Source organism: Amycolatopsis sp. 195334CR, assembly GCF_017309385.1.
Taxonomy (GTDB): domain Bacteria; phylum Actinomycetota; class Actinomycetes; order Mycobacteriales; family Pseudonocardiaceae; genus Amycolatopsis.
This window is the reverse complement of sequence record NZ_JAFJMJ010000003.1, coordinates 1,302,614-1,323,121: the sequence shown is the minus strand read 5'-3', so window position 1 is coordinate 1,323,121 and position 20,508 is coordinate 1,302,614. Positions and strand designations below refer to the sequence as shown.

19 protein-coding genes are annotated in these 20,508 nt (G+C 72.2%); 10 read left to right on the top strand and 9 right to left on the bottom strand.

The genetic code is table 11. From position 1 onward, the window contains the following. Positions 1-205: 205 nt before the first annotated feature. The 6 genes from JYK18_RS43380 to JYK18_RS43355 all read left to right on the top strand — a co-directional run bounded on the left by JYK18_RS43380 (position 206) and on the right by JYK18_RS43355 (position 6,194). Positions 206-2,440: a bifunctional SulP family inorganic anion transporter/carbonic anhydrase gene (locus JYK18_RS43380; protein WP_206809822.1), complete on the top strand. Its 2,235-nt coding sequence runs from the start codon at positions 206-208 to the stop codon at positions 2,438-2,440. A gap of 11 nt (positions 2,441-2,451) precedes the next feature. Further along, positions 2,452-3,174, top strand: coding sequence for a dethiobiotin synthase (bioD, locus tag JYK18_RS43375; RefSeq protein ID WP_206809820.1), 723 nt, complete (start codon positions 2,452-2,454; stop codon positions 3,172-3,174). Positions 3,175-3,246: 72 nt separating this feature from the next. Next, entirely contained in the window at positions 3,247-4,266 is a 1,020-nt protein-coding gene (gene bioB / locus JYK18_RS43370; protein WP_206809819.1) for a biotin synthase BioB, read from the top strand. Then, positions 4,263-4,451: a hypothetical protein gene (locus JYK18_RS43365; RefSeq protein WP_206809818.1), complete on the top strand. Its 189-nt coding sequence runs from the start codon at positions 4,263-4,265 to the stop codon at positions 4,449-4,451. Before bioB ends, JYK18_RS43365 begins: the two co-directional genes overlap by 4 nt. Before the next feature lie 31 nt (positions 4,452-4,482). Then, positions 4,483-5,073: a DUF2567 domain-containing protein gene (locus JYK18_RS43360; protein ID WP_374195113.1), complete on the top strand. Its 591-nt coding sequence runs from the start codon at positions 4,483-4,485 to the stop codon at positions 5,071-5,073. A gap of 71 nt (positions 5,074-5,144) precedes the next feature. Beyond that, entirely contained in the window at positions 5,145-6,194 is a 1,050-nt protein-coding gene (locus JYK18_RS43355; RefSeq protein ID WP_206809817.1) for a M48 family metallopeptidase, read from the top strand. A gap of 3 nt (positions 6,195-6,197) precedes the next feature. Here the strand turns inward: JYK18_RS43355 and JYK18_RS43350 are convergent, their stop codons facing one another. Beyond that, a complete protein-coding gene (locus tag JYK18_RS43350; RefSeq protein WP_206809816.1) occupies positions 6,198-6,917 on the bottom strand; it encodes an LON peptidase substrate-binding domain-containing protein in 720 nt (239 codons plus the stop codon). Positions 6,918-7,005: 88 nt separating this feature from the next. Next, a complete protein-coding gene (locus tag JYK18_RS43345) occupies positions 7,006-7,662 on the bottom strand; it encodes an NUDIX domain-containing protein (protein ID WP_277992429.1) in 657 nt (218 codons plus the stop codon). 93 nt (positions 7,663-7,755) lie between these two features. Here JYK18_RS43345 and nadA point away from each other — a divergent pair, with 93 nt between their 5' ends. The 4 genes from nadA to JYK18_RS43325 all read left to right on the top strand — a co-directional run bounded on the left by nadA (position 7,756) and on the right by JYK18_RS43325 (position 12,575). Beyond that, the gene (gene nadA / locus JYK18_RS43340) at positions 7,756-8,790 is read left to right on the top strand and encodes a quinolinate synthase NadA (protein ID WP_206809814.1); all 1,035 of its coding nucleotides are present in this window, start codon (positions 7,756-7,758) and stop codon (positions 8,788-8,790) included. Beyond that, complete coding sequence (locus tag JYK18_RS43335) at positions 8,787-10,436, top strand: L-aspartate oxidase (RefSeq protein WP_206809812.1); 1,650 nt, start codon at positions 8,787-8,789, stop codon at positions 10,434-10,436. The genes nadA and JYK18_RS43335 overlap by 4 nt, the downstream gene beginning before the upstream one ends. Further along, the gene (gene nadC, locus JYK18_RS43330) at positions 10,433-11,311 is read left to right on the top strand and encodes a carboxylating nicotinate-nucleotide diphosphorylase (RefSeq protein WP_206809811.1); all 879 of its coding nucleotides are present in this window, start codon (positions 10,433-10,435) and stop codon (positions 11,309-11,311) included. Before JYK18_RS43335 ends, nadC begins: the two co-directional genes overlap by 4 nt. Positions 11,312-11,375: 64 nt before the next feature. Continuing rightward, positions 11,376-12,575 (top strand): S8 family serine peptidase, encoded by a 1,200-nt coding sequence (locus JYK18_RS43325; RefSeq protein WP_374195112.1) that lies wholly within the window; start codon positions 11,376-11,378, stop codon positions 12,573-12,575. A gap of 166 nt (positions 12,576-12,741) precedes the next feature. On the opposite strand, the gene JYK18_RS48225 is transcribed toward JYK18_RS43325, so the two are convergent. From JYK18_RS48225 to eccCa, 7 genes are all read right to left on the bottom strand, one after another. Beyond that, positions 12,742-13,170 carry a deaminase gene (locus JYK18_RS48225; RefSeq protein WP_307796331.1) on the bottom strand — a complete coding sequence of 143 codons (429 nt, stop codon included), beginning with the start codon at positions 13,168-13,170 and terminating at the stop codon, positions 12,742-12,744. Beyond that, complete coding sequence (locus tag JYK18_RS48220) at positions 13,163-13,825, bottom strand: dihydrofolate reductase family protein (RefSeq protein ID WP_307796330.1); 663 nt, start codon at positions 13,823-13,825, stop codon at positions 13,163-13,165. The genes JYK18_RS48225 and JYK18_RS48220 overlap by 8 nt, the downstream gene beginning before the upstream one ends. 19 nt (positions 13,826-13,844) lie before the next feature. Next, positions 13,845-15,143 (bottom strand): WXG100 family type VII secretion target, encoded by a 1,299-nt coding sequence (locus JYK18_RS43315; protein ID WP_206809809.1) that lies wholly within the window; start codon positions 15,141-15,143, stop codon positions 13,845-13,847. Then, the gene (locus tag JYK18_RS43310; RefSeq protein WP_206809808.1) at positions 15,140-15,529 is read right to left on the bottom strand and encodes a hypothetical protein; all 390 of its coding nucleotides are present in this window, start codon (positions 15,527-15,529) and stop codon (positions 15,140-15,142) included. Before JYK18_RS43310 ends, JYK18_RS43315 begins: the two co-directional genes overlap by 4 nt. A gap of 103 nt (positions 15,530-15,632) precedes the next feature. After that, a complete protein-coding gene (locus tag JYK18_RS43305; RefSeq protein ID WP_206809807.1) occupies positions 15,633-15,935 on the bottom strand; it encodes a WXG100 family type VII secretion target in 303 nt (100 codons plus the stop codon). Between the two features lie 18 nt (positions 15,936-15,953). After that, positions 15,954-16,310, bottom strand: a complete 357-nt coding sequence (locus JYK18_RS43300; protein WP_228004692.1) for a WXG100 family type VII secretion target — start codon at positions 16,308-16,310, stop codon at positions 15,954-15,956. Between the two features lie 157 nt (positions 16,311-16,467). Further along, positions 16,468-20,421, bottom strand: a complete 3,954-nt coding sequence (eccCa, locus tag JYK18_RS43295) for a type VII secretion protein EccCa (protein WP_206809806.1) — start codon at positions 20,419-20,421, stop codon at positions 16,468-16,470. Between the last annotated feature and the right edge of the window lie 87 nt (positions 20,422-20,508).

Below are 20,508 nucleotides of genomic sequence, written 5' to 3'. Positions count from 1 at the left end.
GTTAACTGAATGTTGCTCGGGTTAATTCTGTACGCAGAGCGACAATTCTTGCCGGTTGTCGTCTGGATCGGGTGAGACCCAGCCCACGTGATTGAGCGAGATAGCGGTTCGTGAGCCCGAATATGTAACGAAACCGCCCTGGGCAGAACATGAGGATGTCTTCACAAAGCGGACTTTTCGCGTTGTTCCGTGTTCTCTGGTGATCATGAGCTTCGCCACCCTATTGCGGCGTGACGTGCCCGCTTCGCTTGTTGTGTTCCTCGTTGCCGTGCCCCTGTCCCTCGGCATCGCGCTGGCCTCCGGGGCCCCGATCGTGGCGGGCTTGATCGCCGCCGTGGTGGGCGGGGTGGTCGCCGGTCTGTTCGGCGGTTCGGCCCTCCAGGTCAGCGGTCCGGCCGCGGGGCTGACCGTGGTGGTCGCCGAGACCATCGCCCGCTTCGGCTGGGCGGCCACCTGCGCCATGGTGGTCGCGGCCGGCGCGCTGCAGATCGTGCTCGGGCTGAGCCGGATCGCGCGGGCCGCGCTGGCCATCTCGCCCGCCATCGTGCACGGCATGCTCGGCGGCATCGGCCTGACCATCGTGCTCGGCCAGCTCCACGTGGTGCTGGGCGGGTCCGCGCAGAGCTCCGCGCTGGACAACCTGCTCGCGCTGCCCGGCCAGCTGGTCGGCAGCCACGACACGGCCGCCTTCATCGGCGTGCTGACCATCGGCATCCTGCTGCTGTGGCCGCGCCTGCCGCAGGCCGTGCGCAAGGTGCCCGGCCCGCTGGCCGCGATCGCCTTCACCACCGTGCTGGCGCTGGTGGCCGGCCTGCAGCTGGACCGCATCGAACTGCCCGGCAACCTGCTGGAGCTCTCGTTCGCCCCGCGCCTGCCCGGGGGCGGCTGGTTCGACATCGGCGTCGCGGTGCTCACCATCGCGCTGATCGCCAGCGTGGAGAGCCTGCTCTCGGCGATCGCGGTGGACAAGCTGCACACCGGCCCGCGCACCAACCTCAACCGCGAGCTGGTCGGGCAGGGCATGGCCAACATGGCCTCCGGCGCGATCGGCGGCCTGCCGGTCACCGGGGTGATCGTGCGCAGCTCCACCAACGTGGCCGCCGGGGCCCGCACCCGCGCGTCCGCGGTGCTGCACGGGATCTGGGTGCTGCTGTTCAGCGTGCTGCTGGCCGGGCTGCTGGAGAGCATCCCGCTGGCCGCGCTCGGCGGCCTGCTGGTGCACGTCGGCGCGAAGCTGCTCGACGTGGGCAACATCCGCCAGGTGCACCGCCACGGCGACCTGCCGATCTACCTGGTCACCCTGCTCGGCGTGGTTTTTGTCGACATGCTGTCCGGCGTGCTGCTCGGCATCGCCACCTCGCTGGTGATGATGCTGCTGCGCACCCGGTCGAAGATCCACGCCGAGGCCGACGGCGACCGCTGGCGCGTGGTGGTCGACGGCGCGCTGACCTTCCTGGCCATCCCCAAGCTGTCCAAGGTGCTCAGCGCCATTCCCGAGCGCACCGAGGTGACCGTCGAGCTGGTGGTGGACTACCTCGACCACGCCGCGTTCGAGAACCTGTCCAGCTGGCAGCAGGCCCACGAGCGGACCGGCGGGGTGGTGGTGGTCGACGAGATCGGGCACCCGTACTACGAACGCGGCAAGTCGGGCGCGCCCACGGTGAGCAGGCTGGCCGCCACCCCGGTGGTGCCGCGCTGGCTGGCGTCGTGGTCGGACTGGCAGGCCAAGGCGGGCCCGCACCTGCCGGACCAGCGCAGCGCGCCGCCGTCCACCGCGCAGCTGGCGCTGGGCACCTCGGAGTTCCAGCGCCGGACCGCGCCGCTGGTGCAGGGCACGCTGAGCGGGCTGGCCGACGGGCAGAACCCGCACACCCTGTTCATCACCTGCGCCGACTCGCGGATCGTGCCGAACCTGATCACCACCAGCGGTCCCGGTGACCTGTTCGCCGTGCGCAACATCGGCAACCTGGTGCCCGCCGACAGCGGCGTCACCGGGGACACCGGGCCACCGCTGGACAGCTCGGTCGGCGCCTCGATCGAATACGCCGTCGGTGTGCTGCGGGTCCCGGAGGTGGTCGTCTGCGGCCACTCGGGCTGCGGTGCGATGAAGCTGATGCTGGACCCGGCCGCCGAGCTGCCCGCGGTGCGCGAATGGCTCCGCCACGCCGAGCCGAGCGTGCGGCGCTACGAGAAGAACTCGCCGGTCTCGCTGGGCGGGGAACCGCCCGCCGCCGAGGGCGACCGGCTGGCCCTGCACAACATCCTCCAGCAGTTGCGCCACCTGCGGCGCCACCCGGTGGTCGCGGAGGCCGAAGCCCGCGGTGAGCTGCATCTGACCGGCATGTACTTCGACGTCGGCGCGGCGCAGGTCTACCTGTTCGACCCGGAGTCGGGCAGTTTCGAACCCGCCGGGGACCGGGCCGCTTGCCGTCAGGACTAGGGTCGTAGCCCGTGACTGTGCTGGTGATCTCGGGTACCGGAACCGGAGTCGGCAAGACCGTGGTCACGGCGGCGATCGCCGCACTGGCCAGGGCCGATGGCAGGCGGGTCGCTGTGCTCAAACCGGCGCAGACCGGGGTGGCCGAGGACGAGCCCGGTGACCTGGCCGAGGTCCGGCGCCTGGCCGGCGACGTCACCACCCGCGAGTTGCGGCGCTACCCCGACCCGCTTTCCCCCGAAGCCGCCGCGCGGCGCAGCGGGATCCCGCCGGTGACCCCCGGCGAGGCCGCGAGTGCCGCCGGTGAGCTCGACGAGTCCCACGACCTGGTGCTCGTCGAGGGCGCGGGCGGGCTGCTGGTGCGGTTCGACCCGGCCGGCGGCACGCTGGCCGACGTCGCGTGGTCGCTCGGTTCGCTGGTGCTGGTGGTCGCCGAACCGGGGCTGGGCACGCTCAACGCGACCGCGCTGACCGCCGAGGTGGCCACCCGGCGCGGGCTGAACGTGGGTGGCGTGCTGATCGGCGCCTGGCCGGCCGAGCCGGATCTCGCGGCCCGCTCCAACCTCGAGGACCTGCCGGTCGCGGCGGGCGCGCCCCTGCTCGGGGCGTTGTCCGCCGGGGCCGGGCAGGCCGACCCGGTGGAGTTCCTCGCCGAGGCGCGGCGCGGCCTTTCGCCGTGGTTCGGCGGCGAATTCGACCCGGAGTGCTTCGCGAAGGGTGAATCCGCCCAGAAGTGACTTGGGTCGCTTCTTCGGAGCGGGGTGTTCGGGCACACTGTGCCGGACGTGCCCGAGCGAGAAGGAGAACCCGTGACCTCAGCACCCGAACGCGCGACCGACGTCCTCACCACGGCGCGGGAGCAGGTGCTCGAGCGTGGCGAGGGGCTGACGCAGGCGCAGGTGCTCGAGGTGCTGCGCCTGCCCGACGAGCAGCTGTCCGACCTGCTCGCGCTCGCGCACGAGGTGCGCATGCGCTGGTGCGGCCCGGAGGTCGAGGTCGAGGGCATCATCAGCCTGAAGACCGGCGGCTGCCCGGAGGACTGCCACTTCTGCTCGCAGTCCGGCCGGTTCCCCACCCCGGTGCGCTCGGCCTGGCTGGACATCCCCGGCCTGGTCAAGGCCGCCCGCCAGACCAAGGAGACCGGCGCCACCGAGTTCTGCATCGTGGCCGCCGTGCGCGGGCCGGACAAGCGCCTGCTGTCCCAGGTGCGCGAGGGCGTCAAGGCCATCCGCGAGGACGGCAACGACATCCAGATCGCCTGCTCGCTCGGCATGCTCACGCAGGAGCAGGTGGACGAGCTGGTCGAAATGGGCGTGCACCGCTACAACCACAACCTGGAGACGGCGCGCTCGCACTTCCCCGAGGTGGTCACCACGCACACCTGGGAGGAGCGCTGGGAGACCCTGCGCATGGTGGCCGAGGCGGGCATGGAGGTCTGCTGCGGCGGCATCATCGGCATGGGGGAGTCGGTCGAGCAGCGCGCGGAGTTCGCCGTGCAGCTGGCCGAGCTGAACCCGCACGAGGTGCCGATGAACTTCCTCATCCCGCAGCCGGGCACGCCGTACGAGCACTACGAGATCGTCGAGGGCAAGGACGCGCTGCGCACGGTCGCCGCGTTCCGGCTGGCCATGCCGCGCACCATGCTGCGCTTCGCCGGCGGCCGCGAGCTGACCCTGGGCGACCTCGGCGCGGAGCAGGGCATGCTGGGCGGGATCAACGCGATCATCGTCGGCAACTACCTGACCAACCTCGGCCGGCCCGCCGGGCGGGACCTCCAGATGCTCACCGAGCTGAAGATGCCGGTGAAGGCACTGAGCGACTCCTTGTGACGCAACCGGAGTACTGCGTCCACTGTGGACTGGACCGGACCGGCGACCACACCGCGTGCGACAACCCGCGCACGGCGCTGGAGCCACCGCGGTTCTGCGCGTCCTGCGCCCGCCGGATGGTCGTGCAGATAACCCCGGTCGGCTGGACGGCGCGCTGCAGCAGGCACGGGGAGCTCACCGGTTAAACTCGGTGCTCCCCAGTCAGGAGGTACACCGGTGGCAGAGCCTTCGGTCGGGGTGCGCCCGCCCGCCGAACCCGCGCACCACTTCTTCGCCATCCCGCGCGAGCGGGCGAAGGTGGTGGTGGCCGCGGACATCCTGCCCGCGGTGACCGTGCTGTCGATGGTGATGCTCACCGGGATCCCGCTGGCCGCGCTGTGGGCGGTGCTGGCCCCACCGCAGCGGATGCGCGTGGTCTCCGCCAGCGAGCAGCCGGTGCCGCTGCAACTGGAGAGCTGGCACCGCTTCGACGACCTGGCCGTGTTCGCGCTGCTGGCCTTCGGGTTCGGCATCGTGGTCGGCGTGGTGATCTGGCTGCTGCGCGAGCGCCGCGGCCCGGTGGTGCTGCTGGCCGCGGTCGGCGGTTCGGTGCTGGCCTGGTGGCTGGCCTCGATGCTCGGGCCGGGCACCTTCGCCGGGATGATCTACGAGATCTCCGCCGCCCCCCAGGTGGGTGACGTGCTGGAAACCGCGCCGGTGCTGGAATCGGCGTGGGTGCTGCTGGCGCAGCCGCTGGCGGTGGCCGCCACCTACGGCCTGCTGGCCGGCTGGAACGGCCGGGACGACCTCGGCCGCCGCCTCGGCTGAATTCGGCTGATCGGCAGCGGGCGCCCGGCGGTTTCCGTAGGCTGGCCGCAACCGAGGGAGGCCTGCAGCACATGACCGACGACGTAGTTTCCGGCTCGAACGGGCGCATCCGGTTCCCGGGCATCAGCCCGCGCGCCTACGAGCACCCGGTCGACCGGGGCGCACTGGCCACGCTGCGCACCATTCCCGGCTTCGCCGAGGTGCTCAAGGCGGTGGCGGGGTTCTTCAGCGAGCGCGGCGAGCGGCTGATGGCGCTGGCGTCGTCGATCCGCGTGGGGGAGAAGCAGTACCCGGAGCTGAACAAGCTGCGCCTGGAGTGCGCGCAGGCGCTGGACATCTCGCCGGCGCCGAACATCTTCGTGGCGCAGGACCCGGCGGTCACCGCGTACACCATCGGCATGGACGAGCCGTTCATCGTGCTCAGCACCGGGCTGGTCGAACTGCTCGACACCAACGGCCTGCGCTTCGTGATCGGCCACGAGATGGGGCACGTGCTGTCCGGGCACGCGGTGTACCGGACCATGCTGATCCGCCTGATCAACATGCAGATGTCGATGTCGTGGACCCCGGTCAGCGCCTTCGGCCTGCGGGCGGTGATCGCCGCGCTGAAGGAGTGGTACCGCAAGTCGGAGCTGTCCTGCGACCGCGCCGGGCTGCTCTGCGGGCAGGACCCGGCCGCCGCACTGCGGGTGCACGTGCTGCTGGCGGGCGGCATCGACCCCGGCCGCATCGACATCCCGTCCTTCCTGCAGCAGGCCGAGGAGTACGAGTCGGTCGACGACATCCGGGACAGCCTGCTCAAGCTGCGCAACGTCGAGCACATGTCGCACCCGCTGGCCGTGGTGCGGGCCGCCCAGCTGCAGAAGTGGGCCGCCTCGGAGGAGTACCGGGCGATCCTGGTCGGCGACTACCCCCGGCGGGACGCGGACAGCCCGTCGAGCACCTGGTCGGACGACGTGAAGTCGGCGGCGAAGTCGTACAAGGACTCGTTCAGCAACTCGACCGACCCGCTGGCGAAGGTGTTCACCGACGTCGGCGAGGCCCTGTCGGGTGCGGCGGGCAAGGTCTGGAGCAAGTTCGGCGGCGGTGGCCGCGCGAACGGCGACGCGGACGCCTCGTAGGAGTCAGTTCAGGCTGGCCGGCCGGGTCAGGGCGGTCAGCTCGGCCGGGGGAGCCGGGACCGCGCGCAACGTCGTCAGGAAACCCGCCTCCCGGGTGAGCAGGCGGCAGACGTCCCGCAGGCGCCGCAGCGGCTGGGTCTGCTCCAGCAGCGCCTGCCGGTCGTCCAGCGGCAGCAGGCAGTCGGCCGCCAGCTGGTAGGCCAGGTCGGCCAGCGGGGTGTCCGCGGGCGGCTCGGTCCAGGCGTCGTGTTCCCAGGCGGACCGGCAGTACCGCCGGTGCGCGGCCCGCGCCACCTCGGCCATCCGCTGCCCCGCCTCCGCCGAACCACGCGGCAGCGGCGCGTCCGTCACCCACTCGACGGTGCCGACCAGGTACGGCGCGGATTCGGCGTCGATCTCCAGCAGCCGGAACCGCCGCTGCCCGGTGGTGACCACGTCGAACCGCCCGTCGGGCAGCCGCTTGGCCTCGCGCAGCCGGGTGGTGCAGCCGATCGCGTGCACCTGGTCGAGGCCGGTGACCTCGCGGGTCAGCGAGGTGCGCATGGCGATCACGCCGAACTCCTGGTCCGGCACGGTGCCGGTGACCAGGTCGACGGTGAGCTGCCGGTAGCGCGGCTCGAAGATGTGCAGCGGCAGGTGCGCGCCGGGCAACAGCACGGTCTGCAGCGGGAACAACGGCAAAGTCGTCGTTCCCGTACTGTCTCCCGCTGCGCCCTCTGCCACGGGTACACGGTACGACGAAGCCGTCCGGCGCGCAGGGCTTCACTCGAATGCCGTGCCGGACAACGGAAAACGTGCGCGTGGTGACCAGTTATCGCGCAGCGGGCGGGGGACGCAGGACGGCGAACGGGTCGGTCACCTGGATTCCCTTGCACCCGAAGGAGAACAGCGCGGCCGGACGGCCGCCGCTGCGCCCGGGCGGCGCGGTGTGGCCGGTCGGTTCGAGCAGGCCGCGGCGGGCGAGCACGCGCTGCAGGTTCGTCGCCGAGATCCGGTAGCCCAGCGCCGCGGAGTACAGCCCGCGCAGCTCGGAGATGGTGAACACGTCCGGCGCGAGCGCGAAGCCGAGATTGGTGTAGCTGAGCTTGGACCGCAGCCGGTCGCGGGCGCGCACCACGATCTCGGCGTGGTCGAAGGCGGTGCGGGGGAGTTCGGCCACCTGGTGCCACGAGGTGTCCTCCGGCACCTCCGGGTCCACGTCCGACGGCACCAGCCCGAGGAACGCGGTGGCCACCACGCGCGGCCCGGGCACCCGGTCCGGCGTGCTGAACACGGCGAGCTGCTCCACGTGCTTGAGCTGCTTGATGTCGACCTTCTCGGCGAGCTGGCGCCGGATGGAGGTCTCCACGTCCTCGTCGGGTCGCAGCCTGCCGCCCGGCAGGGACCACCGGCCGATGTGCGGATCAAGGGCGCGGCGCCACAACAGCACCTGGAGTGTGTCCGATCGCACTTGAAGTACCGCCGCCAAAACCTCGTGTGCCAGGGGGGCGCTGCTGTTAATATGGCTCCGCACGGTTTTCGATTGTAAGGCGAAAACCCGCGTCAGTCTAGGAGGGCCACCATGGCCGGCACGACGACCCTGCGGGCGAGCGAGCTCGCCGAAGCCGATCTCATCCCGTTCGACGGGGTGGAACCGGACGCGAGCTGGGCGGAGGAGGTGCGACGGCTGGCCGAGGAGCGCGACGCCGTGCTGCTCGCGCACAACTACCAGGTCCCGGCGATCCAGGACGTCGCGCACCACACCGGCGACTCCCTCGCGCTGAGCCGGATCGCGGCGAAGAGCGAGGCCTCGACCATCGTCTTCTGCGGGGTCCACTTCATGGCCGAAACGGCCAAGATCCTGGCCCCGGAGAAGACCGTGCTGATCCCGGACGCGCGGGCGGGCTGCTCGCTGGCGGACTCGATCACCGGTGCGCAGCTGCGCGAGTGGAAGGCCGAGCACCCCGGCGCGGTGGTGGTGTCCTACGTGAACACCACGGCCGAGGTGAAGGCCGAGACCGACATCTGCTGCACCTCGTCGAACGCGGTGGACGTGGTCGCCTCCATCCCCGCCGACCAGGAGGTTCTCTTCCTGCCGGACCAGTTCCTCGGCGCCCACGTCAAGCGCGTGACCGGCCGCGAGAACCTGCACATCTGGGCGGGCGAGTGCCACGTGCACGCCGGGATCAACGGGCCCGAGCTGGCCGAGCGGGCCGCCTCGAACCCCGACGCCGACCTGTTCATCCACCCCGAATGCGGCTGCGCCACCTCGGCGCTCTACCTGGCCGGGGAGGGTGCGGTGGCCGCGGACCGGGTGAAGATCCTGTCCACCGGCGACATGGTGCACGAGGCCAAGGCGACCAAGGCGGGCTCGGTGCTGGTGGCCACCGAGATCGGCATGCTGCACCAGCTGCGCAAGGCCGCGCCGGGCATCGACTTCCGCGCGGTGAACGACCGCGCGTCCTGCCGGTTCATGAAGATGATCACCCCGGCGGCCCTGCTGCGCTGCCTGCGCGAGGGGCTGGACGAGGTCCACGTCGACGCGGAGACCGCGGCGAAGGCCCGCGCCTCGGTGCAGCGGATGATCGAGATCGGCCAGCCTGGCGGCGGGGAATGAGCAACCAGGTTACTGCCCGTGAGGCGAAAACCACACCGCGATGGGAGGCCGCGGCCGATCTCGTGGTGATCGGCAGCGGGGTCGCCGGGCTGACCGCGGCCCTGCGCGGCCGGGCGCTCGGCCTGCGCGTGCTGGTGGTGACCAAGGCCGCGATCGAGGACGGCAACACGCGCTGGGCCCAGGGCGGCGTCGCGGTGGTGCTGCCCGGCGAACACGACGACGGCGACTCGGTGGCCCGGCACGTCCAGGACACGCTCACCGCCGGGGCCGGGCTCTGCGACGAGGTCGCGGTGCAGTCGGTCCTCGACGGCGGGCCGGGCGCGGTGGCGCGGCTCCGCGAGCTGGGCGCCAGCTTCGACGCCGGGACGAGCGGCGGCCTGGCCAGGGCCCGCGAGGGCGGGCACACCGCGTTCCGGGTGATCCACGCGGGCGGCGACGCGACCGGGGCCGAGGTGGAACGCGCGCTGGTCGCGGAGACCACCGGCAGGCGGTTGCCGGTGCTGGAGCGGCACGTGGCGGTGGACGCGCTGCGCACGCCGTCCGGTGCGGTGGCCGGGGTGTCCGTGCTCGACCCCGATGGGGTGCTCGGCGTGGTCCGCGCGCCCGCCGTGCTGGTCGCGACCGGTGGACTGGGGCAGCTCTACCAGGCGACCTCCAACCCGGAACCGGCCACCGGCGACGGGCTGGCGCTGGCGCTGCGCGCGGGTGCGCAGGCGGCCGACATGGAGTTCGTGCAGTTCCACCCGACCGTGTTGTACACCCCGGGCGCGCGCGGGCGCTGCCCGCTGGTCACCGAGGCGGTGCGTGGCGAGGGCGCGCGCCTGCTCGACGGCGCGGGCGAGCTGGTGATGCTCGGGGTGCACCCGCTCGGCGACCTGGCCCCGCGCGACGTGGTGTCGGCGGCGATCACCCGGCGGCTGGCCGAGGCGCCGGGCGGCATCGACGACCACGTGTTCCTCGACGCCACCCGCATCACCGGGTTCGCCAAGCGCTTCCCGACCGTGTACGGGGCCGCGCTGGCCGCCGGGGTCGACCCGCTGACCGAGCCGATCCCGGTCACCCCCGCCGCGCACTTCGCCTGCGGTGGCGTGGTGACCGACACGACCGGGCGCACCGGGGTGACCGGGCTGTACGCGGCCGGTGAAGTGGCGCGGACGGGGTTGCACGGGGCGAACCGGCTGGCGTCGAACAGCCTGCTGGAGGGCCTGGTGATGGGGGAGCGGGTGGCCGAAGCGGCGGCCGCCGACCTGGCCTCGGGGGTGCTGGCCGAGCCCCGGCACGGGCTGGCGCCGGAATGCCGTCACGTCGAAGCGGCCGAGCGGGACGCGTTGCAGCGGGCGATGAGCCGCTACGCCGCGATCGGCCGGGACGCCGACGGGCTGGCGGTGCTCGGCTCGGTGCTCGATCTGGCCACAAGCGACAGTCCACTGAGGACGCAGGCGGAGGTGGAGGACGCGGCGCTGACGCTGGCCGCGCAGGCACTGGTGATCTCCGCCGCGCGGCGCACCGAATCACGGGGTTGTCAGGTGCGGCTGGACTTCCCCGAGCGCGACGAGCCGGGGTGGCGGCGGAGCCAGCTGATCCGGTTGAGCCCGTCGGGGCAGCCGGTGCTCGCCGATCCGATCCTGCAGGAAGTGGTGGCATGAACGAGCTGACCCGGGAAATCCTGGCCGACGGCGGCCTCGACGCGGCCGACGTGCTCCGCGTGGTCGACACGGCGCTGGCGGAGGACCTGCGCTACGGCGCCGACGCGACCACGCGGGCGACCGTGCCCGAGGGCGTGGTGTCCACCGCGGCGTTCACCCCGCGGGTGGCGGGCACGCTGGCGGGCGTCGGCCCGGCGCTGGCCGTGCTGGACCGGGTGCTGGAGTCGTACGAGGTGGTGGAGCGGCGCGTCGACGGGAGCTGGCTGGCCGCCGGGGAACCGGCGCTGGTGGTGCGCGGGCCGGTGCGGGGCCTGCTGACCGCCGAGCGGACCGCGTTGAACCTGCTCTGCCACCTGTCCGGCGTCGCCACCACCACCGCGGCCTGGGTGTCCGAAGTGGAGGGTACGGGCTGCGCCATCCGCGACTCCCGCAAAACCCTGCCCGGCCTGCGGTTGCTGGAGAAGTACGCGGTGCGCTGCGGGGGCGGGGTGAACCACCGGTTCGGCCTCGGGGACGCGGTGCTGATCAAGGACAACCACGTGGTGGCGGCGGGTTCGGTCACCGCGGCGTTGCGGGCCGCGCGCGAGCACGCCGCCGAACTGGCGTGCGAGGTCGAGGTCGACGACCTGGTGCAGTTGGAGGAGGCGCTGCGGGCGGGCGCGGACGAGGTGCTGCTCGACAACTTCACCCCCGCCCGGTGCGCGGAGGCCGTGCGCCTGCGCGACGAGCTGGGGTCGAAGGCGCGGCTGGAGTCCTCCGGCGGGCTGCGGCTGGAGAACGCGCGGGAGTACGCGGCGTCCGGCGTGGACTACCTGGCGGTCGGGGCGCTGACGCACTCCGCGCCGGCGTTGGACCTCGGCATGGATCTCGGCTGAAAGCTCGCCGAAACGGGGAAAATTACCCGCGCGGCGTGGGGGTCGCGCGGCTTAGGGTCGCCGCGTGAGGTGGTGGAGTGCGGTGTCGGCCGTCCTGGTGGCGTCGACCGTGCTCGTCCCCGGCGCGGCGGCCCAGCCCCCGTCGGCACCGCCGCCGCAGAGCACCTGCGCGAACCCGTCCGGGGTGTACCCGGGCGCGGTGCCGTGGGGGCAGCGGGTCATCGACGCCTCGCGGGTGTGGCCGCTGACCGACGGCACCGGCCAGCTGGTCGCGGTGATCGGCACCGGGGTGGACGCGGCCAACGCGCAGTTCGGGCCCGAGCAGGTGCTGCCGGTGCGGGGCATCGGCGCGGGGGCGACGGCTCCGGCGCCGGACTGCGACGGGCGCGGCACGGTCGCGGCGGGCATCGTCGCGGCTCGGCAGAACCGGTCGACCACGTTCGCCGGCGTGGCGCCGGGGGCGAAGGTGCTGCCGGTGCGCTACCTGCGTCCCGGCGGCAATGCCGCGGACAGCGCCGATCCGGACGCGCTGGCCGCCGCGATCGTCACCTCGGTGGAGGCGAAGGCGGGCGTCATCCTGGTCGCGGTGCCGTCGCCGGTGGACTCGCCCGCGCTGACCGCGGCGGTGAACGACGCGCGGCGGCGGGGTTCGGTGGTGATCTCGGCGGCTTCGGCCAAAGAGGACGGTGCGCTGACCTATCCGACGGCGACGCCGGGGGTGCTCGCGGTGGGGTCGTTGAACCAGCAGATGCAGCCGGTGCAGCGGGAGGCGGGCAGGCACCTGTCGCTGTCCGCGCCGGGGGCGGAGCTGGTCAGCGTTTCGGCCGGGGGACAGGGAAAGCTGGCACACCGCTGGCCGGTGACGGACCCGTCGATGGCGGGTGCCTACGTGGCCGGGGCGGCGGCGTTGCTGCGCGCGTACCACCCGGAACTGACCCCCGACCAGGTGATGACGCGGCTGACGCTGACGGCCAGCCGCCCACCCGGCGGCAAGCACGACCCTCGGCAGGGCTGGGGCCTGGTCGACGCGTACACCGCGGTCTCGGCCGACATCCCCCCGGACGCGGTCGGCCCGGGTGGCCCGGTGCCGCCGCCGGCCGCGGGCGCCATCGTGCCGGCCGCCGCCCCCGCCCGCCCCCCGGTGAACGAGGCGGCGGGCGTCCTGGCGATCGCGGGCGTGGGGGTGGCGGCCTTGGTGGGTTTGGTCGTGGCCACCTTCCGCCGAGGCCGGACCCGAGGCTGGCGCCCGGGACGACGCGCCTGAGCGTGCTGTGAATGTGGCTTTCACAGCGGAATCGGCTGTGAAAGCCACATTCACAGCATGCGCCGAGGCGCGGAGCCCGGTCGGGCGCGTGTCGCGACGGCGGAGCCCGGCTGGGCGTGTGTCGCGACGGCGGAGTCCGGCTGGGCGTGTGTGTCGCGACCCAGGGTCAGAGCAGGTGGGCGTTGGTGGCGCGGACCGCGGGCGCCAACTCCGGGAGCTCCACGACGGTGACCCCCGCCGCGGTCAGGGTTTCGGCGCCGACGCAGTCGACGAAGACGGCGGGTTCCCGCCAGGCGAAGACGACGCGGGGGATGCCCGACGCGAGGATCAGCGCGGTGCAGGAACGCGGCCGCGAGGCGCGGCTGCTGCACGGCTCCAGCGACGTGTACATCGTGGCCCCAGGGAGCTGGGGGAAACCCAGCTTCGCCAGCGCCGCCTCTTCCGCGTGGTCGTGCGGGTCGGTTTCACCGGAGTAGCCGGTGGACAGGACCGCGCCGTCCGCGTCGACGATCACCGCGCCCACGCGGAAAGTGGTCGACGGCGGGCACTTGTCGCCGAGGGCGATGGCGTCGGAGAGCAGTGCGCGATCATCCATGGTGAACCCGGTATTTCAGCAGGACCAAATCGCCGGTCTGCCGGGCTTCCACCAAGGACATGGGCCGGGCGGGCGACTGCGGAAAAGAAGCGGGATGCACAAAACGCGGCGCCGAAGCCGAGCCGATGAAAAAGGGCGCGTAGACCAGATGGATCTCGTCCACCACGTCGGCCGCCAGGAACTGCGTGTGGATGTGCCCGCCGCCTTCGACCATCAGCCGGGAAATGCCGCGGGAATGCATATCCGCCAATGCGTCGTGCACCGAGGAGGCCCCGATGACCGTTGCCGCCGGGCCCAGTGCGAGTGAGGACGCCACCGAAGAAGGCGCGTAGACGAGCTTCGGCACATCGCCGGCGGTGAAGAACTGCGAAGAGGGATCCAGCGAACCGGTGCGGGTGAAAGTCACCTTCGCCGGGGAATACGGCTTGCCCGCGGCGACCCGCTCGGCCTGCCGCGAAGGGGACCGCACCAGCAGGCGCGGGTTGTCGGCGCGGATCGTGCCCGCGCCGACCAGGATCGCGTCGGCAGCCGCCCGCTCGGCGTCCACCCGGTCGAAGTCGTCCTCATCGGACAGCACGAGCCGGGTGGCGCTGGTGTCGTCGATGCACCCGTCGAGCGAGGCGGCTACCGACAGCAGTACGTATGGCCTGGGCACCAGGCCACCGTACCGCCGCTCAGCGCTGCGCGTCCGGCTCCTCGCCGATCACCGACGGCGCCACCACCGAGGATTCCCCCCACACGTCCTCGGTTTCCACCAGCCACGGCGGGATCCGCCTGCCGGACCCCATGTCACCGGCACCCATGCCCATCGGCATGAACGGCATCATCGGCATCATGCCCTTGGCCGCGGCGGCACCGGCCGCACCCGCCGCGCCACCGGCCAACCCGGACAGCCCAGGGGCCGCACTACCGGAACCGGCCATGCCGGGGGCCGCGGCCGCGCCGTCACCGACCCCGCCGACGTCCACACCGCCGATCCCGCCACCGCCGAGACCGCCGACGCTGCCACCACCGATCGGGACCCCGCCGCCACCACCACCGGTACCGCCACCGCCGAACCCGTCACCGAGCTTGCCGGTGCCTTCACCGGGCGGCTTCTCCTCGCCCTCTTTCTTGCCACCGGCCCACGGCGGCACCTTCGGCATGATCGACCCGAACCGGCCGAACGCGGCCGCCGAAGCCGCGGCCAGCCCGGCGGTGAACATGTTGCCGAACAACGGGCTCGACGGCTTGCCCTGGTCGGTCGGCATCGGCATCGGCTGCGTGCCGTCACCGGGCAGGGTCGGGGGCGCGCCGGGCACCACCGAAACCCCACCGGGCGGCGGTGCCACCGGCGCCCCGCCACCACTGGAGCCGCCCCCGGGGGAGCCCGGCGGGAGCACGGGCGGGGCGGCGGCGTTCGGCGACGCGGGAATGGACTCCTCGGCGGCGGTGTAGTCGCCCGCGAGGTTCGTCATCACCTGGATCGCCTTGCTGTGCGCGGCGTTCGCCGCGTTCGACGCCTGCTGCTGGGCTTCGACGTTGCCGATCGCGGTGGCCCGGCGTTGCGCCGCCGCCTGCATCAGCTCCGGCGAGGCGTCCGCGGGCAGCAACGGCGGGTTCACCGCCAGCGACAGGTCCGCCGGCGACACCTCCGGCACGTTCACCGGCGGCGGCATCTCGGCCTTCGCGGTGTCCAGCTCGTCGGCCGCGTCCTCCAGCAGGTGCCGCATGGAGACCGCGGTCTGGCCCACCTTGCGGATGCCGCCGACCAGGTCGTCGATCATGATCTTGTACTTGTCCGCCGCACCACCGGTCCAGTGGCCGTCGAACTCGGTGAGCTGCGACATCAGGTTGTCGGCCTGCTCGAACAGGCCGAACCCGGCCGCCCGCCACTTCTCCGCCGCCGCGCGGGCGCTGCCGGCGTCACCGGCGTGCAGCATCGCGTACAGCTGCTGGTGGCTGAACGAGCCGAAGTTGGTGTGCGCGGTCATCCCTTGGCCCCCTTGCCGTCCCCGCCGCCGAGCAGGTTCCCCAGCCCGGACACGATGCCGCCGATCACGTTGCCCGCGGTCACGTGCAGATCGGTGGCCACGTTCTGGTCAGCCTGCTGGTAACCCTCGGCCACGGTGTGGGTGACGTCCTGTGCGAAGGTGATCGCGCCCTTGACCTGGTCGAGCAGGCCCTGCATCTCGGCGACCGCGGCGTGGTGCGCCTCGGCCAGCGAACTCGCTTCGCCGAACTCCCCGAACCGCAACGGCTCACCGCCGAGGGTGAGCAGGAAGTCGTTCGGCTTGGTCATGCACTCGAGCTGGATCTCCAGCTCCCTGGCGAAGTCCTTCAAGGACTCCAGGTGAACGTAGTACGACCGGTCTTGCATCCCGACTCCCTCGTTCTCCTTCTCTCACCTCAGGGACGGCAGGCCGGAAGGCCGGTGCGAGTGGGGGGTTGGCTCGCACCGGCCATCCGGGATACTCCGCCGGTCACACGGCGAAGTAGTTGGTGTTCCGGTTCTCCAGCGCGTACTGCGTGTCGTGCGCCTCGCCCACCTTGCCGCCGAACTGCGCGATGATCGCGACGATGTCGGCGGTGGCCTGGCGGAGCCGGGTCTCGGCGGCTTCCGCGGCCTGACCGGCCGAGCTGCCCGAGGCGTACCAGGTGGCCTTGATCGGCTGCAGGTTCTGCTGCAGCGTCTCCAGCTGACCGGTCAGCGTCTTGGCCTTCTCCGCCAGCGAGGCGGAGCTGAACTGCAGTGCGTTGAAATTGACTTCGACCATGTCGGCCATGTCGGATTCCCCTCTGGGTCAGTTCGCGCCGGACAGGCGGCCGAGCACGGAGCCACCGGCGTCGGAGGCGAGGCTGGAGACGCTGTGCAGCGACGAGGCCACCTCGGCGTCACCGCTGCCGTAGTTGTGGAAGCTCTGGTTGACCAGGCTGGACATGGTGTCCAGCTCGCGGACGGCGAGCTGCATCTTCTCCTGCAGCCTGCGCTGCAGGTCCCAGAACGCCACCGCCTGGTCGCCCTTGTAGTTGCGCAGCGTTTCGGTCAGCTCCGCTTCCAAGCTGGCCATGGTGGTCTTGGCGCCAGAAGCGGTCTCCTCGAACCCCTGGACCGCACGCGTCATGGCCGCGGCATCACTCTGGTAGCCGGCACTGCTCACGGGCTGGCCACCTCCTCTCAACTCGCGGGAAAAGATCTCCGGGAGAGCCAGAGCGGGAAAAACCTCCGGCTCGTTGCGAATCACACGCTAGAAAAGCCCGCAGTACGTTCAAACGGCACAACTGCCGGTCGCGGTGGCGGTACTTGTACCCACGAACTCAGTCCACCGGCGGGGTCCAGGCCACCTGCAGCAGCCCGGTGCCGAGCCGCCTGCTGACCAAAGTGCCTCGTCCCGGCGGTAGCGGGCCCGCCTTGACGTCCCCGATCAGCGGTCCCTCGTCCTTGGACCCGGACATCACCAGCCCCGGCGAGCCGAGCTCGCGGACCCGCTGCAGCACCGGCTCGAACAGGGCCCGCCCGGCGCCGCCGCTGCCGCGCGCGATCACCAGGTGCAGCCCGATGTCACGGGCCTGCGGCAGAAACTCCAGCAGCGGCAGCAGCGGGTTGTTGCCCGCGGTGGCCACCAGTTCGTAGTCGTCGACGAGCACGAACAGCTCGGGCCCGGTCCACCAGGACCGGTTGCGGAGCTGCTCAGCGGTCACGTCCGGGCCCGGGAGCCGCAGGCGCATCGCCTGGACCACCTCGCTGATCAGCCCGTCCAGCACGGGCGCTGAGCCCGCGTACCCGAGCAGGTGGCGCCCGGTGACCGCGTCGAGCAGGCCACGCCGGTAGTCGGCGACGATGATCGCCGCGTCGTCGCCGTGGTAGCTCGACATGATGCCCTGGCCGATCACCCGCAGCAGCGCGCTCTTGCCCGATTCCACGTCGCCGAACGCGAGGAAGTGCGGATCCGCGCCGAAATCGAGCAGCACGGGCTCCAAAGTGGACTCCGCGACGCCGAGGGTGACCTTCTTCGGCGGTGCCGGTGGCAGGCCGGCCAGTTCGATCCTGGCGGGCAGCAGGCGGACCTGCGGCGCCGGGCCACCGGGCCACGACTCGCTGATCCGGCGCACCAGATCGGTGGCGCCCACGCCGATCGTGCCCGCCCGCTGGTCGCCGTCGATGCGGGGGAGCCCGCCGAGGAAGTGCAGCTTGTCCGCGGTGATGCCGCGCCCGGGTGCCTCGGCGGGCACGTTGCGGGCCGTCTTGCGGTCGATCAGCGAGTCGCCGGGATCGCCGAGCCGCAGCTCGAACCGCGTGCCGACGGCGTCCCGCAGCTGCGCGCGCACGCCCATCCAGGTGTTCGCCGAGAGGATCACGTGGATGCCGAAGCCGAGCCCGCGCGCGGCGAGCGCGGTGATCTGCTCCTCCAGCTGCTCGTAGTCCTTGCGGACCGTGGCCCAGTCGTCGACCACCAGGAACACGTCGCCGAACTCGCGCCCGTCGGTGCTCTCGGTGAACTCCGCGCGGCGGTTGCGGAACTCCGCGGCCGACTCGATCCCGTTGGCGGAGAAGAACTCCTCGCGCTGTTCGAGCAGGGTGGTCAGCTCGGCGACCACGCGGCGGCAGCGCTGCGCGTCGCGCCGGGTGGCGTACCCGGACACGTGCGGCAGCCCGGCGACCGGGGACAACGCGCCACCACCCATGTCCAGCAGGAAGAACTGGGCTTCGGCCGGGGTGTGGGTCAGCGCCAGCACGCCGACGATCGCCCGCAGCAGCGTGCTCTTGCCGGTCTGCGGGGCACCGACCACCAGCGCGTGCCCGCCCGCCCCGGAGAAGTCCGCCCAGAGCAGGTCACGCCGCTGCTCGATCGGCTTGTCCACCAGCGCCACCGGCACGGTCAGCCGTCCGTTGCCGCCCCAGCCGACCGGGCACAGGCCCCGGTCGGGGTCCTCGCCGAGCGGCGGCAGCAGCTGGTCCAGAGTGGGCGGTTCGGCCAGCGGCGGCAGCCAGATCTGGTGCGCGGCCGGGCCGTCGAGCCGGGAGAGCATGGCGTCGATGACCGTCTCACCGGTACTGGGTTCCTCGTGCACCACTTCGACGGTGTCCACCGGCTCGACCGGCACCGGCGCGCTCACCGGCCCCAGCGTGAACGGCACGATGTGCTGCGCGGGCGCGCCCTTCTCCCGCACCACCTGCCGGGGCGGCAGCTCGCCGGAGACGTAGGCGGCCTTGAGCCGGATCAGCGAATCGGTGTCCGCCTTGAGGTACGCCGAACCGGGCACCGGTGGCAGCTGGTAGGCGTCGGCGACACCGAGCACGGCCCGGCTTTCCGAGGCGGAGAACGTCCGCAGGCCGATCCGGTAGGACAGGTGCGAGTCGAGCCCGCGCAGGCGCCCTTCCTCCAGCCGCTGGGAGGCGAGCAGCAGGTGGATGCCGAGGCTGCGGCCCAGCCGTCCGATGGAGACGAACAGGTCGATGAACTCCGGGCGCGCCGAGAGCAGCTCGCTGAACTCGTCGATGATCACCAGTAGCGAGGGCAGCGGCCGCAGGTTCGCCCCGGCCTCTCGCGCGCGTTCGTAGTCGCGGGCCGAGGCGTAGTTGCCCGCCGCGCGCAGCAGTTCCTGCCGCCGGATCACCTCGCCGTTGATCGCGTCGGCCATGCGGTCGACCAGGATCAGTTCCTCGGACAGGTTGGTGATCACCGCGCAGGTGTGCGGCAGGTGGGTCATCCCGGCGAAGGTGGCGCCACCCTTGAAGTCGATCAGCGCCAGGTTGAGCCGCTCCGAGGAGTGCGTCACCGCGAGCGCGGTGACCAGGGTGCGCAGCAGCTCGCTCTTGCCGGACCCGGTGGCGCCGATGACCAGGCCGTGCGGGCCCATCCCGCCCTCGGCCGACTCCTTGAGGTCCAGCTCCACCGGGCGCCCGTCGGGGTCGACGCCGAGCGGGACGCGCAGCCGGTCGCGGGCGGCCCTGGCCGCCCAGGTGACCGCGGTGTCCACGTCACGCGGGTCGCCGATGCCGAGCAGGCCGGACAGGCCGAAGGTGGACGACATCGGGTTGTCGCCGGTGACCACGGTGCCGATCTGGTGCAGCGGGGTGAGCCGCCGGGCCAGCGCTTCGGCGGCACCGGCGTCCAGCCCGTCCGGCACGCCGAGGAAGCCGAGCTGCTGCTCGCTGCCCTCGCCGACCAGCATGCCCAGCTGGGTGCGGTCGGTGTGCAGGCACAGCGTCCGGTCGTTGGGCACGGCACCGGGTTCCTCGGAGCTCACGTCGAGCACGGTGACGCCGTGCTTGCCGCCGTAGGGCATCAGCCGGGTGTCACCCTCCGTAGCGCCGCCGTCGACCACCAGCACGATGTGCGGCAGGTCGTGGCCGTGCCCCGGCGCGCGGGTGAACGCCGCGCGCTCGCCGAGGTCCTGGCCGAGTGCCTCGACCAGGCCGGCCAGGTCGTCCGCGACCAGCCGCGCCGGGCCCGCCGCGTCGGTCCCGCTGGCGGATCCGGTGTGCGGCAGCCATTTGAGCCAGTCCCATTCGGGACGGCGCTCCTCGGCCACGCACAACGCGATGCGCAGGTCGTTCGGTGAGTGGAAGGTGGCCAGCTGGGCCAGCACCGCCCTGGCCAGGTCGAGCACCTCGCCGCGGCGTCCGCTCAGCGAAACCGTGGCGAAGGACCGCAGCGAGATGGCCACCGGCAGACCGTTCACTGTGGAGTAAGTGCGGATGAAGTGGCGCAGGCTGGTCGAGGACACCGGGTCGAGGTCCTCCAGCGGGACCGTCTGCGGAGCCTTGAGCGGGGTCATCAGCCGCTGCGGGCCGGTGCCCACGCGCACCTGGCCGAAGTGGCCGTCGGCGCGCCGCCGGTCCCACAGCCTGCCGCTGGTCACGTAGGCCCACAGGTCGGCGGGCTCGGGCTGCAGCGAGATCATCGCCGAGCGCTGGTTGTCCGCGATGTCGCGCACCTGACCGCGCAACCCGGCGAGGTACCGCTGGTAGTCGCGGCGCTCCTCGTTGATCTGCGCCTTCTTCTGCTGTCCGCCGCGCGCCAGCGACATCACGATCATGCCGCCCATCGCGGTGATGAACAGGGCGCCGAACACCCAGGTCATCGCGCCGCCGTCGCGTCCGATGTAGACGAACGACATGGCGCCCATGCCGAGCATCATGGGCAGGAACAGCATCAGTTGGAGCGCGCCACCGCTGCCGCCCTTGGGCAGCATCGGCGGCGACTGCAGGACGATCTCGCTCGGCTGCTCACCCGATAGTGGCAACCGGTCTCGGGCCAGGGTCATGAAACGCCGTTCCCCTTGGTGCGTGTGGGTACTTTGCCGCTCATTTTGGCCACTCGTGAGGCGGTCACGGTGGGTACTTTTGCCGTC

What these genes read in the sequence shown, in the direction of transcription:
- JYK18_RS43380 (WP_206809822.1), top strand. Translation starts at nt 206, where the DNA reads ATGAGCTTCGCCACCCTATTGCGGCGTGACGTGCCCGCTTCGCTTGTT.
- JYK18_RS43355 (WP_206809817.1), top strand. Translation starts at nt 5,145, where the DNA reads ATGACCGACGACGTAGTTTCCGGCTCGAACGGGCGCATCCGGTTCCCG.
- nadA (WP_206809814.1), top strand. Translation starts at nt 7,756, where the DNA reads ATGGCCGGCACGACGACCCTGCGGGCGAGCGAGCTCGCCGAAGCCGAT.
- JYK18_RS43335 (WP_206809812.1), top strand. Translation starts at nt 8,787, where the DNA reads ATGAGCAACCAGGTTACTGCCCGTGAGGCGAAAACCACACCGCGATGG.
- nadC (WP_206809811.1), top strand. Translation starts at nt 10,433, where the DNA reads ATGAACGAGCTGACCCGGGAAATCCTGGCCGACGGCGGCCTCGACGCG.
- JYK18_RS48225 (WP_307796331.1), bottom strand. Translation starts at nt 13,170, where the DNA reads ATGGATGATCGCGCACTGCTCTCCGACGCCATCGCCCTCGGCGACAAG.
- JYK18_RS43315 (WP_206809809.1), bottom strand. Translation starts at nt 15,143, where the DNA reads ATGACCGCGCACACCAACTTCGGCTCGTTCAGCCACCAGCAGCTGTAC.
- JYK18_RS43310 (WP_206809808.1), bottom strand. Translation starts at nt 15,529, where the DNA reads ATGCAAGACCGGTCGTACTACGTTCACCTGGAGTCCTTGAAGGACTTC.
- JYK18_RS43305 (WP_206809807.1), bottom strand. Translation starts at nt 15,935, where the DNA reads ATGGCCGACATGGTCGAAGTCAATTTCAACGCACTGCAGTTCAGCTCC.
- eccCa (WP_206809806.1), bottom strand. Translation starts at nt 20,421, where the DNA reads ATGACCCTGGCCCGAGACCGGTTGCCACTATCGGGTGAGCAGCCGAGC.